The organism is Proteus sp. ZN5 (genome assembly GCF_011046025.1).
Lineage (GTDB): Bacteria > Pseudomonadota > Gammaproteobacteria > Enterobacterales > Enterobacteriaceae > Proteus.
On record NZ_CP047639.1, the window covers coordinates 793,613 to 807,665 of the forward strand.

The following is a 14,053-nucleotide window of genomic DNA, read 5'->3' on the forward strand; positions in this document are numbered from 1 at the left end:
ATTTTTCATTCCTATTTTTCTAATTTGTTGGCTTTTTCAATATCGTCAGGGGTATTTAAATTAATAAAAGCATGTGCTTGATCTGCAAACAAAACAGAGTGTGCATTTATCTGCTTCATAAACAACATTAATTTTCGATCACCTTGTGCTAAATAAGCTTCTAGCATAGGAATGATACGGCGATTTAACAGTGCTAAGGTAGGATGCTCTCTTTCACCATCATCGACATAAACGGCTAATGCTTCTCCTCTTTGTTCATAGAGTTTTTCAACTAAATTAAGAGGAAAATAGGGGACATCACAAGGTACAAAGGCAACCCAAGGTGTTGATGCTTGCTTTAATAACGTAAGCATACCAGCTAAAGGCCCTGAAAATCCCTCTATTTCATCGGTAATCACGGGATATTGGCTTTGGCGATATTGTTCTAAATTTCGGTTAGCACTAATCAGTATGCTATCAACTTGAGGTGCTAGTTTTTGGGCTATATGGCGGTATAAAGGCTGTCCATGTAGAATTTGAAGCCCTTTATCAGCACCTCCCATTCGTGTTGCTTGGCCACCCGCAAGTATACCACCTGTAATATTCTTCATTTTCATATTCAATATTTGTGAATAAATTGGCTAAAATTTCCGAACGATTTTTATCAAGTAAAGACGATATACTAATAAAAAATATCGACTTAATGAGATTTCATGTAAAGCGACAGCAATTTTTATCAAAAAAGCGTAATCTTTACGCATATTGACAGAGGTTTCCTTTTTCTATCAGATAATAATTGGTACTTTGTTGTTGTAATTAATAATAAGGATTTTTTGTATGAAATGTCACCGTCTTAATGAAGTTATGGAATTACTGCACCCAGTTTGGGAAGAAAATTCTGATTTAAACTTAGTTCAATTATTGCAGAAACTGGCTGATGAAGCGGGTTTTAAAGGTCAATTATCTGATCTGACTGATGATATTTTGATTTACCATCTGAAAATGCGTGGTTCAGCACCAACAGATGTAATACCAGGACTGAAAAAAGATTACGAAGAAGATTTTAAAACCGCCATTTTACGTGCTCGTGGCGTGATTAAAGATTAAATTCAGGATAGAAAATGGAAATGTCTGCCTCATTTAATTTTCAGGGACTTTCACCTGATAACATTTGGGACGCGTTAGTTAAAATCGGTTTTTATCCTGAATCAGGGTTAACGGAATTAAACAGCTATGAGAATCGTGTTTTTCAATTTATGGATGAGAGTCGACAACGCTATGTGGTGAAATTTTATCGCCCTCAACGTTGGTCGTATGAACAAATAAAAGAAGAACATGAATTTGTTTTAGCATTAAAGGAGGCTGAAGTACCCGTTGCTGCCCCTTTAATCATTAATAGTGAGACAGTTCATCTTTCTGATGATGGCTTTTATTTTGCAATATTCCCCAGCATAGGGGGAAGAGCATATGAAACTGATAATTTATTTCAGCTAGAAGAAGTAGGACGCACATTAGGGCGCATTCATCAAATAGGCAGAAAAAAGAGTTATGAGCATCGACCAACAGTTTCTATTGCAGAATATCTGATAGCACCAAAATTAGAATTTGAAAGTAGTGCGTTAGTTCCTAATAACCTCAAACCCCAATTTATAGAGGTTATAGATAAACTTATTCATGATGTGCGTCCTAGAATTGAGGACTCTGCATGGCAAATATTACGGCTACATGGTGATTGCCATCCCGGTAATATATTGTGGCGTGATGAAGTTGTAATGGTTGATTTTGATGATTCCCGAATGGGACCTGCGGTACAAGACTTTTGGATGCTATTAAACGGCTCACGGCAAGAGCAGGTTATGCAATTAGATACGATCCTTGAGTCTTATTATGAATACCAAGATTTTGATTTACGTGAATTGTCATTAATTGAACCACTAAGAGCGATGAGAATGGTGCAGTACCTCGCATGGGTATTAAAACGCTGGAATGATCCTGCTTTCCCACGCGCTTTTGTTTGGTTTCAAGAGCAAGATTTTTGGTTTAAACAATTAGCCTTATTCAAGGGACAAGTGGAGCAATTAAATGAGCCTCCTTTACAGCTTAGTCCAATGTATTAATTCTTAGGAGACGATGAGAAATGAAAAAGATTTGGCTGGCATTAGCAAGTATGGTATTGGCATTCAGTGTTTCTGCTGCTGATATTTCTGAAGGAAAACAGTACACTAACCTTTCTAAGCCTGTTGCTTCGGCGCCTGATGTTGTTGAGTTTTTCTCTTTTTATTGCCCTCACTGCTATCAATTCTCTGAAGTGTATAAAGTTAATAGCACTGTTGAAAAGAATGCGCCAGAAAATACAAATGTTGTTCGCTATCACGTTGATTTCTTAGGGCCTTTAGGTAAAGATTTAACACGTTCTTGGGCTGTTGCAATGGCATTAGGTGTTGAAGATCAAGTTTCTCCAGTTTTATTTAAAGGAATTCAAGAAACTCAATCTATTCGTTCTGTTGACGATATCCGTAATGCTTTTATTAACGCTGGCGTTAAAGGTGAAGATTATGATGCTGCAATGAATAGCTTTGTGGTGAATTCTTTAGTTAGCCAACAACAAAATGCTGTCGCTGATTTCCAAATCAATGGTGTTCCAGCCATGATAATTGGCGGTAAATATAAAATGAAAAATGATGGTATCAGCGCAAAATCACCAGAAGAGTATGCAAAAACATATTCTGATATCGTGAATCAATTATTGCTGAAAAAATAATATAGGCTTAATCTTTTCCTATATTGACTAAGTAAAAGTATATAGATTTTTATATGAAAAATAGCACTCAAGAAATAGGAGTGCTATTTTTTTTACTTTCATATTTTTGTCATAATATAACTATCCACATTAATAAAAAATACTGCGATTAATTTATAATATCTTAATGAATTCTCTAAGTGATTGATTTTTTAATTGTGTTAATAAATTGAAAAGAAGCCTAACTTATTAATATAGAGAGGGTTACAAAACTACTCACAGAGTTATCCACAGGTTATTTTGATGCGGGTTAAAAAATAAAGTCTTAGTAGAAAAAGATGACACTAATATGACCGTTAATATTAATGATGAGTAAATGGCACTATCTTAAATGCTTTCTAAATAAAGTAGTCAGTTTGCTTTTTAGTCTTTATTTCTAATTAAAATCAGATTAAAGGGAGTGATGTCTGGTAAAAATTACTTTAATTAATATTAATTTATCATTCATACTTATTTTTTCTGTTAAGTTCGGCTAATAATAAATAATTGAGTATTTAAGCCGAATTTCTGCATTTAACAACAGGTAATATTCGTCTATTGGGCTGTGATGTGGCATTCTAGTCATATCAACGAACCTCAGAACAATGATGAACAGATTATGGTCCAGATAGCAGAAAACCCCTTTATCCTTGTAGATGGCTCCTCATATCTTTACCGCGCCTATCATGCATTTCCACCGTTAACCAATAGCCAAGGTGAGCCAACGGGTGCGATGTATGGCGTGTTGAACATGTTACGTAGCCTAATAATACAGTATAAACCAAGCCATGTTGCGGTTGTGTTTGACGCTAAAGGTAAAACATTCCGTGATGAGTTGTATGAGGAATATAAATCTAATCGTCCTCCAATGCCGGATGATTTACGTGAGCAGATAGCGCCTTTACATGAGATGGTGCAAGCAATGGGTTTACCCTTGTTATCTATTTCAGGCGTGGAAGCGGATGATGTTATTGGAACATTGGCACTAAAAGCGGCGGCTGATGGACGTGATGTCCTAATAAGTACTGGTGATAAAGATATGGCGCAATTAGTGACGCCAAAGATCACGCTTATTAACACCATGACCAACGTTATTTTAGGTCCTGATGAAGTTAAAGAAAAATATGGCGTTCCTCCTGAACTGATTATTGATTTCCTCGCATTAATGGGGGATTCATCAGATAACATTCCTGGTGTTCCGGGTGTGGGTGAGAAAACCGCATTAGGCCTTTTACAAGGGCTTGGTAGTTTAGATGATATCTATCAACAGCTTGATAATATCGCAACATTAAGTTTCCGTGGTGCTAAAACACTTGGCGCAAAAATGGCAGAGCATGAGAAAGTGGCAAAACTTTCTTATAAGCTGGCAACGATTAAAACGGATGTTGAGCTCGATAAAACGTTTGATGACTTAGTGGTTAATGAGCCAAATTTAGATCAACTATTAGATATGTTTACGCGTTATGAATTTAAACGTTGGATAAGTGATCTTCAAAATGGTGGCTGGTTAGCACAACGTAGTACACACAAAGTTGCAGTGCCTTACACCTCCGAAGCTGTAAAACCTAAAGAAGTACCTGCGTCAGCTAATTTCCCTGTTATTACACAAGAGAATTATGAGGCTGTCTTAACGCACGAAAGTTTAGCGCGATGGGTTGAACTTCTCAAAAAAGCACCAGCATTTGCATTCGATACAGAAACTGACAGCTTAAATAATATTGATGCTCGCTTAGTAGGATTGTCATTTGCTATTGAGCCGGGTAAAGCCGCTTATATTCCACTGCGTCATGAGTATTTAGATGCACCAGATCAGCTTCCGGTTAATGATGTGCTCGCGGCATTAAAACCTATTTTAGAAGACAAAAATATTCTAAAAATTGGGCAAAACCTGAAGTTTGACCGGGGCATTATGGAAAATGAAGGTATCGAATTAAACGGTATTCATTTTGATACAATGTTGGAATCCTACGTATTAAATAGCGTAAGTAATCGGCATGATATGGATACGTTGGCTGAAAAACATTTAAACCATAAAACCACAACATTTGAAGAAATAGCGGGTAAAGGTAAGGGTCAACTGACTTTTAACCAAATTGAGGTTGAGCAAGCGACGTTATATGCTGCTGAAGATGCGGATATCACTTTATTACTCCATGATGCGTTATATCCTCAAATAGAAGCCATTGAGCCTCTTAAACATGTTTACCGCGATATCGAAATGCCATTAGTCCCTGTGCTTTCTAGAATGGAACGCAAAGGGGTATTAATTGATGCTCAAGTGTTAGCTGTTCAATCTCAAGAGATTACACAACGTTTAGCTGAAATTGAAAAAGAGACATTTGCATTAGCGGGACAAGAGTTTAATCTCTCGTCACCTAAACAGTTACAAGAAATCTTATTTGATAAACTGCAATTGCCTGTTATCAAGAAAACCCCAAAAGGGGCACCTTCTACTAATGAAGAAGTATTGGAAGAATTAGCACATAGCCATGAATTGCCTCGCTTGATTTTAGAGCATCGTGGTCTTGCTAAACTAAAATCAACCTATACTGATAAATTACCATTGATGGTGAATAGTAAGACGAAGCGTGTACATACTTCATATCATCAAGCGGTAACGGCAACGGGCCGTTTATCTTCTCGCGATCCGAATCTTCAAAATATTCCAGTGAGAAATGAAGAAGGACGTCGAATTCGCCAAGCATTTATTGCGCGTGAAGGTTTTAAAATTGTAGCTGCCGACTATTCACAAATTGAATTACGGATCATGGCGCATTTATCGCAAGATAAAGGTTTGTTAGATGCCTTTGCTCAAGGTAAAGATATTCACCGAGCAACGGCATCTGAAGTATTCGGCATACCTTTAGAGGAAGTGACCTCTGAACAACGCCGTAGTGCGAAAGCGATCAACTTTGGTCTTATTTATGGCATGAGCGCATTTGGTTTATCACAACAAATTGGTGTTGAGAGAAGAGAAGCTCAGCGTTATATGGATCTCTATTTTGAACGTTATCCAGGGGTCTTAGACTATATGGAGCGCACACGTAAACAAGCTTCTGAACAAGGCTATGTTGAAACGTTAGATGGTCGTCGCCTCTATTTACCAGAAATTAATTCAAAGAATGCAATTCGTCGTAAAGCTTCAGAGCGCGAAGCGATTAATGCCCCAATGCAAGGTACTGCCGCGGATATTATCAAAAAAGCGATGATTGCTGTGGACAACTGGATCTGTAATGAATGTCCTGATGATGTGCATATGATTATGCAAGTACACGATGAATTAGTCTTTGAAGTACGAGAGTCTTACTTAGAGAACGCAAATATCATGATCCACAAATTAATGGAAAGCAGTATGGAATTAGCGATTCCGTTAAAAGTTGAAGTGGGTGTAGGTAATAATTGGGATGAAGCACACTAGTTTTTAAATACTATTTTCAACTAGAAAAGGGCACAGGATCGTGCCCTTTTTTGTTTATACTTTGGTGTTTGGAGAAAGTTCTGACTCTTCAAACTCAAGAAAGTCTTCGTGCAAACCTTGGATTAATCTATCCGTTGTTGTGCCTTTGTTATCGAGTTCCATCAAAGACCAACCTATATTGTCATTCACATCATAAAGATAGCCTTGATCAAGCATATCAATCACTTTTCCAATGATTGATTTGCCATAGAAATGCAGCAATTCTTTAAGTTCAGGCTCATTAAATTGGGAAGCTAGCTTTTGATGTATTTCGATTGCTTCATCAGAGTAAATATCCATTTCACTAAGATTTCCTTCAACATCACGATAGATATCAGTGAGTCCTTTTAATACAAGAAAACGTGCAAATTGTGGAATGTTTTCTTGTAATTCACTATTTGCCCATGACTTTGGGTTTGTTGCACCGGCGGCTTTGAGTTGTTCACATAAATCCTTAAATCGACAGTTTTCCATTTTTGCCTCAAGTGATTTACTGATGAGATTTTAAATCTATTGTATAAGGGATGGAGAGAAAAACAGTGAGAATTTATCTGTATTAGGATCGAAAAAAGAAAAGCTCGGTTAATTACCGAGCTTTTTTATGTCAAAACTTATCAAAATGTGAAAAAGAGATAAGTGAATAATTAAGCAACTTGTGAGTCGATCAGTTTGCTCAATTTCTTCTGTTTTTTCTCAATACGTTGACGTTTTAACGGAGATAAATGGTCAATAAAGAGTTTGCCATCAAGATGGTCTAACTCATGCTGAATACAGCCTGCAAACAAATCAGAGGCTTCAAGTTCAATTTCATCACCATTTCTATCTAACGCCTTAACCTTTAAGAAGCGGTAACGTTCTGTTGGGGCAAAAGAATCTGGAATAGATAGACACCCATCCATCATATCCATCACTTCATCTTCAGTGCTGATAATTTCAGGATTGATAAGTGCAATCGGTTGATCTCGGTTTTCAGAAACATCAATTACAACAATGCGTTTAGATACATTAACCTGAGGTGCCGCTAAGCCAATACCTCGTTCTGCATACATGGTTTCAATCATGTTATCGATTAATGTGCGTATTTCGTCATCTACTTTTTCCACTGGTACTGCGACTCTGCGCAGACGCTCATCAGGAAAACGCAGGAGCGTTAATACAGCCATGGATACCTCATTTTATCGCTAATTACATATTTACTACGGTCTCGCGATAAGCGTATCACAAAATCATTAAGGATAAACCGCACCTTTTGTGTGATTTGTTCTATTTTTAATCATATTCATGTAAGTGATTAAAGTCTCATAATTATGTAATTAAACTACATTTATTTATGGTTTGAATACATAAACACATTGCTGAATCGTGTCTGCATGTGAAAAAAAATTACAAAAGGGCTTTTATTAACCAATAAAATAGAGTACATTATCTCTTGTAGGGTACAGAGGTAAGATGTTCTATCTTTCAGACCTTTTACTTCACGTAATCGGATTTAGCTGAATATTAGCTGCCCCAGTCGACTTTATTTCGACTGGGGCATTTTTTTGCCTAAAATTCACTGAAGTGGTTTGAGCGAGAAGTGAAAGGGAAAAGTGATTTCCCTTTTATCAATAGAAGATCAGAACGCTATCGTTGAGAAAAAAGAAGATAATTAAGCGTTATCATCATTTGTAGGTTGTTCTTCTGAACCTGAAAACCATTCATTAAGAGTGTTACGTAGCTTATCAATGCCAATTTTTTTCAATGATGAAAAATATTCTACGCGGATATCGCCTACTTTATTTGCCAGCTCTTCACGTACGCTCATTAACTGCTTTTTACGTGCACCTGATGCGAGTTTATCTGCTTTAGTCAGTAAAACGAGAGTAGGAAGCTCTGAGCCTACAGCCCAGTCAATCATTTGCATATCGAGATCTTTTAATGGATGACGAATATCCATTAAAATAACGACACCTTTTAGGCACTCCCTTTTTTGTAGGTATTCGCCTAAAGAATGTTGCCATTTACGTTTCATTTCTTCAGGAACTTGAGCATAGCCGTAGCCGGGTAAATCGACTAAGCGTAAACCTTCTTCAATTTGGAAAAGGTTGATTAATTGAGTTCGACCAGGTGTTTTACTGGTTCTCGCTAATCCATTTTGTTGGGTTAACGCATTTAAAGCACTGGATTTACCGGCATTAGAGCGACCCGCAAAGGCAATTTCAATTCCTGTATCTGGTGGTAAATGACGGATATCAGGCGCACTGATGATGAAATGTGCTTTCTGGTAATTAAATTGGGTCATTATGGTATAAACCTCTCTGAAATAATGCGGTTTTTCATGCATACTCATTTCAAATTTGCATGAAAATGAATATCTAAAATATTTATTCGCTCTATTTTGGCGCAATTTAATGACTTATAACAGTGCTTAAAAATTAAAATTTACCCTGTTATAACGTAATTAGACTTATTGAGCGTAAATAAAGGTAAATGATTGGCACTATTTACCTCAGCGAATTAGAATCGCTGCATATTAAGTAAGTTGTAGACTATTAAAGTAAAGGATCCCTGCATGTTAAAACGTTTTCTTGTCACCTTCGTTACCGCTTGCACTTTAACAACAGCGACTTTTGCAATGGCAACGGGAGAAACCTTCGTTAAATTAGTCACCTCTGAAGGCAATATTGAAATATCACTGGATAATAAAAAAGCTCCAATTACAACGAAAAATTTTATTCAGTATGTCGAAGATGGGTACTATAACGGCACTACTTTTCATCGTGTTATTCCTGGTTTTATGGTTCAAGGCGGTGGTTTTACTGCTGATTTACAGCAAAAACAAACCAGAGCGCCAATTAAAAATGAAGCCGACAATGGATTACGCAATATAAAAGGTTCTATTGCCATGGCACGCACATCAGATAAAGACAGCGCAACTAGCCAGTTCTTTATTAATGTGGCTGACAATGCATTTTTAGATCACGGCCAACGTGATTTTGGCTATGCCGTATTTGGTAAAGTTGTGAAAGGAATGGATGTAGTTGATAAAATTTCACAAGCTCCAACTCGTAATATTGGACCTTACCAAAATGTGCCGGTAAAAACGGTCACTATTTTATCTGCGGAAGTTGTAAAACAATAAACGCATTATTAGGATAAGGTATTTACTTATTCTGATAAGATAAAATGCATATAAACCGGAATGAATGTTTTCATTCCGGGATTTTTGGTAGGAAAAAAATATTTTTTATCCTTCCTTTTTTCGTGTGATCTCCTGCAATAAGTATTCACTACGCTATTAATCACTCTATTCACCATCAATTACCGCCATTCTTGTTATTGCGCAATAAATCAGCAGGTTTTCTTGCTTACTATTCATATTTTATACCTGTGCTATGATAATCGGCTTTGTTGTACCCAAGTCGGTTAAACAACGAGCTATTTTGGCAAATCTACACTCGCTTTAAAATAGTAATGAAATAGATAATGATAAGAAAATCAGTCGGATAGGCTAATATGCTGTTACTTATTGATAATTACGACTCGTTTACCTACAACCTCTATCAGTATTTCTGTGAATTGGGTGCTGAGGTTGTTGTTAAGCGTAACGATGAGATCGGACTTAAAGAGATAGAAAAGATGATGCCAGCACATCTTGTTATCTCGCCAGGACCTTGTACTCCTGATGAAGCAGGGATCTCTCTTGAGGCTATACAGCGGTTTGCCGGTGAAATTCCTATTCTTGGGGTTTGTCTTGGACATCAAGCAATAGGGCAAGCTTTTGGTGCATCGGTTATCAGAGCACGAGAAGTGATGCATGGTAAAAATTCATTAATACATCATAATCAACAAGGTGTTTTTAAGGGACTTAATCGACCTTTAAGTGTGACGCGTTACCACTCTTTAGTGATTGATGCGACAACATTACCGGTACCTTTTGAAGTGACGGCATGGAGCCAACATGATGGAAATGTTGATGAAATTATGGGAATTCGTCATCGTACACTGCCAATTGAAGGGGTTCAATTTCACCCAGAAAGTATTTTAAGTGAACAAGGACATGAGCTATTAAATAATTTCCTTAAATATTAAATGGATAGCATTTAAATAGCGAAATAACGTCTTTTTATACAAAACCACATTTGATTTTTTATTCATATTTAGTGATTATATTTTCATATTGAATATGAATAACGATCAGGTGGGGTAATGACAAATCAAAGCATCAACAGGGCAACTTACGATCAAGTAATGTTGCCAATTTATTCACCCGCAGAATTTATTCCTGTCAAAGGGATGGGTAGCCGTGTTTGGGATCAGCAAGGAAAATCGTATATCGATTTTGCTGGTGGTATTGCGGTTTTAGCACTAGGGCATGCTCATCCAGCTCTAAATCAAGCCTTGAAAGAACAAAGTGAGCAACTTTGGCACGTCAGTAATATTTTTACGAATGAACCTGCATTACGTTTAGCACAAAAATTAATAGATAACACATTTGCGGAACGTGTCTTTTTTGCTAATTCAGGTGCAGAAGCAAATGAAGCCGCATTTAAATTGGCTCGCCATTATGCCATTACTCGCCATAGTCCTTATAAAACTAAAATTATTGCTTTTCATAACGCCTTTCATGGCAGAACGCTATTTACAGTCTCTGTTGGTGGACAACCTAAATATGCGGATGGTTTTGGTCCTAAGCCTGCCGATATCGTGCATGTACCGTTTAATGATTTAGATGCCGTTAAAGCGGTTATGGACGACCACACTTGTGCCGTTGTTTTAGAGCCTGTTCAAGGTGAAGGCGGGGTAACAGCAGCAACGCCTGAGTTTATGAGAGGGCTACGTGAGTTGTGCGATAAGCATCAAGCTCTGCTTGTTCTTGACGAAGTACAAACAGGTATGGGGCGTACAGGTAAGCTGTTTGCTTATATGAACTATGATGTGACACCAGATATTATTACAACCGCGAAAGCGCTGGGAAGTGGTTTTCCACTCAGTGCGATGTTAACAACACATGAGATAGCTTCTGCAATGGGTGTTGGAACTCATGGTACAACCTATGGTGGCAATCCATTAGCTTGTGCAGTGGGCAATGTCGCATTTGATTTAATTAATACACCAGAGGTACTTGAGGGTGTAGAAAAGCGCTATCAATGGATTGTGGATGAACTGATGGCAGTTAATCAAACGTATCATGTCTTTTCGCAAATCCGTGGACAAGGTTTATTGATTGGAGCGCAATTAGCGCCACAATATGAAGGTAAAGCTAAAGAGTTACTCAGTCTTGCTGCTAAACATGGCTTAATGATGTTAAACGCAGGGGCTGATGTGATGCGTTTTACACCGTCGTTAATTATTACTCAAGAAGAACTGCAAGAAGGAATGGTGGCATTAAAAGCGGCTATTGCAGAATTTGTAAAAGGGTAGTATCAACTAAAAACCCCATCAACGAGGATGGGGTTTACACAAAAAGCATAACAATAGCCCTGTTATGGGCTATTGTTTGTTCGAGCGGGGAAGCTTAGCGAGTTCCGTAAACGACGATAGTTTTACCGTGTGCGGAGATCAAATTTTGATCTTCCAGCATTTTCAGAATACGGCCTACAGTTTCGCGTGAACAACCAACGATTTGACCAATTTCCTGACGTGTAATTTTAATTTGCATGCCATCAGGATGCGTCATTGCATCGGGTTGTTTTGCTAAGTTTAATAAGGTTTGTGCAATACGACCTGTTACATCAAGGAAAGCAAGGTTACCTACTTTTTCTGATGTTGTTTGTAATCTGTTCGCCATTTGAGCAGAAAGGCGCATCAGAATATCAGGGTTAACCTGAATTAATTGGCGGAATTTTTTATAGGAAATTTCTGCTACTTCACAGGCTGTTTTTGCTCTAACCCATGCACTACGTTCTTGATCTTCTTCAAATAATCCAAGTTCACCGATGAAATCCCCCTGATTTAGGTAGGAGAGGATCATTTCTTTTCCTTCTTCATCTTTAATAAGAACAGCCACGGAACCTTTAACAATATAATAAAGTGTTTCCGCTTTCTCACCTTGGTGGATCAGCGTGCTCTTGGATGGATATTTGTGAATATGGCAGTGTGACAAAAACCATTCAAGAGTCGGGTCTGTTTGCGGCTTGCCGAGAACCATTCGCGTTATCCTCTGTACGTTAAATGCAGCCTTTCAAAACGGATAGGTTCCCTTTTGAGACAGCGTGCTTAAAAATCCTATCTTTACCTATTAACTTCCTGAGAACACGGTAAGTTAATATGGAGTAGATTATAATAAATGAGAAAATAATGCATTGATCTTAACCACTATCATCAAGCAGATATTGTTTTTAACACAATTAGTGCATTAAGTCTCGTTTTACGCAGTCAGCATAATAAACCTATTTGCTAATTGCTAGTTGAATTATGAGAATGTACTCTTTTAGTTTCTGTTATCTTTAGGGGGAAAATAAATGGAAGCGCGAGTTAAGTGGGTTGAAGATTTATCTTTTGTCGGCGAATCTTTATCAGGCCATCAAATTATGATGGATGGGAATTCGGGTGATAAAGCCCCAAGCCCAATGGAAATGGTATTAATTGCTGCGGGTGGATGTAGTGCTATTGATGTTGTAAGTATTTTACGTAAAGGCCGTCATCAAGTGACTGATTGTGAAGTAAAATTAACATCAGAGCGACGTGAAGAAGCCCCTCGTTTATTTACTGATATCAATTTACATTTTATTGTTTCAGGTAAAGAATTAACGGATAAAATCGTAGAACGAGCAGTTCAATTATCCGCAGAAAAATATTGTTCTGTTTCTTTAATGTTAGGAAAAGCAGCCAATATTACGCATTCATTTGAAATAAAAGATGCTGGCTAATTTTGATATTTTAAAATAAAGTTTAACTTGAAAAATAATATCCCTTAATTAATGGGATATTATTTTTATAGAGGTAAATTTTATTTTGGTTAACTTATCTTTTCGCCATTTAATAATTTTTTGACTAATGGTGCCATAATTAATTCCATCGCTAATCCTAATTTCCCACCCGGTACAACAATAGTGTTTATTGTTGACATAAACGAGCCATGTAACATCGCAAGTAAATAGGGAAAATCAATATCAGTTAAGCCACGAAAACGAATAACAATAAAGCTTTCATCGAGAGTGGGAATTGCTTTGGCAGAAAAAGGGTTCGAAGTATCAACGGTCGGAACGCGTTGGAAGTTAATGTGAGTGCGTGAGAATTGAGGAATAATGTAGCTAATATAATCATCCATTGAGCGTACAACGGAATCTCTCACAGCCTCTTGTGAGTGCCCTCTTTCTGTCGTGTCTCGGATAAGCTTTTGTATCCACTCTAGGTTGACGATAGGAACAACACCGACCAATAAATCAACATGCTGAGCTACATCATGTTCGTTGGTAACAACGCCGCCGTGCAATCCTTCATAAAAGAGAACATCAGTATCACTAGCTAATGGCTCCCAAGGAGTAAATGTTCCCGGTAATTGGTTGTAAGGGGTTGCTTCATCATAAGAGTGTAGATATTTGCGAGATTGCCCTTGTCCTGTATCGCTATATTGACTTAATGTCTTACTCAGTAAACTAAAATCATTTGCTTCAGGGCCAAAATAACTGATATGTCTACCTTGTTCTCTGGCTTTTCTTATCGCCATATCCATTTCAGGGCGGGTATAGCGATGAAAACTATCTCCATCAATCAATGCAGCATTTGCATTGAGTTGTTGGAATATTTTACGAAAAGCTTGGCTTGTTGTAGTGGTTCCTGCACCACTTGAGCCAGTCACTGCGATGATAGGATGCTTAATTGACATAGGTTATCCTTTTGCTAAATAAGGTTGG

Annotated in this window: 14 protein-coding genes; 8 read left to right on the forward strand and 6 right to left on the reverse strand. The window is 37.5% G+C overall.

Going from position 1 to position 14,053, the window contains the following annotated elements:
* Window positions 1-11: 11 nt before the first annotated feature.
* Window positions 12-596 (reverse strand): molybdenum cofactor guanylyltransferase MobA, encoded by a 585-nt coding sequence (gene mobA, locus GTK47_RS03650; RefSeq protein WP_165122182.1) that lies wholly within the window; start codon window positions 594-596, stop codon window positions 12-14.
* Between the two features lie 220 nt (window positions 597-816).
* Here mobA and GTK47_RS03655 point away from each other — a divergent pair, with 220 nt between their 5' ends.
* From GTK47_RS03655 to polA, 4 genes are all read left to right on the forward strand, one after another.
* Window positions 817-1,086, forward strand: a complete 270-nt coding sequence (locus tag GTK47_RS03655; protein ID WP_075673332.1) for a YihD family protein — start codon at window positions 817-819, stop codon at window positions 1,084-1,086.
* 14 nt (window positions 1,087-1,100) lie between these two features.
* Complete coding sequence (locus tag GTK47_RS03660) at window positions 1,101-2,096, forward strand: serine/threonine protein kinase (protein ID WP_165122183.1); 996 nt, start codon at window positions 1,101-1,103, stop codon at window positions 2,094-2,096.
* 20 nt (window positions 2,097-2,116) lie between these two features.
* A complete protein-coding gene (dsbA, locus tag GTK47_RS03665; RefSeq protein ID WP_165122184.1) occupies window positions 2,117-2,740 on the forward strand; it encodes a thiol:disulfide interchange protein DsbA in 624 nt (207 codons plus the stop codon).
* Window positions 2,741-3,377: 637 nt separating this feature from the next.
* Window positions 3,378-6,176 carry a DNA polymerase I gene (gene polA, locus GTK47_RS03670; RefSeq protein WP_165122185.1) on the forward strand — a complete coding sequence of 933 codons (2,799 nt, stop codon included), beginning with the start codon at window positions 3,378-3,380 and terminating at the stop codon, window positions 6,174-6,176.
* A gap of 54 nt (window positions 6,177-6,230) precedes the next feature.
* On the opposite strand, the gene GTK47_RS03675 is transcribed toward polA, so the two are convergent.
* The 3 genes from GTK47_RS03675 to yihA all read right to left on the reverse strand — a co-directional run bounded on the left by GTK47_RS03675 (window position 6,231) and on the right by yihA (window position 8,496).
* Window positions 6,231-6,689 carry a hypothetical protein gene (locus tag GTK47_RS03675; protein ID WP_165122186.1) on the reverse strand — a complete coding sequence of 153 codons (459 nt, stop codon included), beginning with the start codon at window positions 6,687-6,689 and terminating at the stop codon, window positions 6,231-6,233.
* 170 nt (window positions 6,690-6,859) lie between these two features.
* Window positions 6,860-7,378 carry a peptide deformylase gene (def, locus tag GTK47_RS03680; protein WP_165122187.1) on the reverse strand — a complete coding sequence of 173 codons (519 nt, stop codon included), beginning with the start codon at window positions 7,376-7,378 and terminating at the stop codon, window positions 6,860-6,862.
* A 485-nt stretch (window positions 7,379-7,863) separates the two neighbouring features.
* On the reverse strand, window positions 7,864-8,496 hold the full coding sequence (gene yihA, locus GTK47_RS03685; RefSeq protein WP_165122188.1) for a ribosome biogenesis GTP-binding protein YihA/YsxC: 633 nt from the start codon (window positions 8,494-8,496) through the stop codon (window positions 7,864-7,866).
* A gap of 270 nt (window positions 8,497-8,766) precedes the next feature.
* On the opposite strand from yihA, the gene ppiA reads away from it, so the two are divergent.
* From ppiA to GTK47_RS03700, 3 genes are all read left to right on the forward strand, one after another.
* Window positions 8,767-9,336 (forward strand): peptidylprolyl isomerase A, encoded by a 570-nt coding sequence (ppiA, locus tag GTK47_RS03690; RefSeq protein ID WP_165122189.1) that lies wholly within the window; start codon window positions 8,767-8,769, stop codon window positions 9,334-9,336.
* Between the two features lie 374 nt (window positions 9,337-9,710).
* Window positions 9,711-10,286, forward strand: a complete 576-nt coding sequence (locus GTK47_RS03695; protein ID WP_036933913.1) for an aminodeoxychorismate synthase component II — start codon at window positions 9,711-9,713, stop codon at window positions 10,284-10,286.
* A gap of 117 nt (window positions 10,287-10,403) precedes the next feature.
* A complete protein-coding gene (locus GTK47_RS03700) occupies window positions 10,404-11,618 on the forward strand; it encodes an aspartate aminotransferase family protein (protein WP_165122190.1) in 1,215 nt (404 codons plus the stop codon).
* A 94-nt stretch (window positions 11,619-11,712) separates the two neighbouring features.
* Here GTK47_RS03700 and crp read toward each other — a convergent pair whose 3' ends face one another.
* Window positions 11,713-12,345, reverse strand: coding sequence for a cAMP-activated global transcriptional regulator CRP (crp, locus tag GTK47_RS03705; protein ID WP_004246872.1), 633 nt, complete (start codon window positions 12,343-12,345; stop codon window positions 11,713-11,715).
* 313 nt (window positions 12,346-12,658) lie between these two features.
* Here crp and GTK47_RS03710 point away from each other — a divergent pair, with 313 nt between their 5' ends.
* The gene (locus tag GTK47_RS03710; protein WP_165122191.1) at window positions 12,659-13,066 is read left to right on the forward strand and encodes an OsmC family protein; all 408 of its coding nucleotides are present in this window, start codon (window positions 12,659-12,661) and stop codon (window positions 13,064-13,066) included.
* A gap of 89 nt (window positions 13,067-13,155) precedes the next feature.
* Here GTK47_RS03710 and GTK47_RS03715 read toward each other — a convergent pair whose 3' ends face one another.
* Window positions 13,156-14,025, reverse strand: a complete 870-nt coding sequence (locus tag GTK47_RS03715; RefSeq protein WP_165122192.1) for a phosphoribulokinase — start codon at window positions 14,023-14,025, stop codon at window positions 13,156-13,158.
* Window positions 14,026-14,053 lie beyond the last annotated feature (28 nt).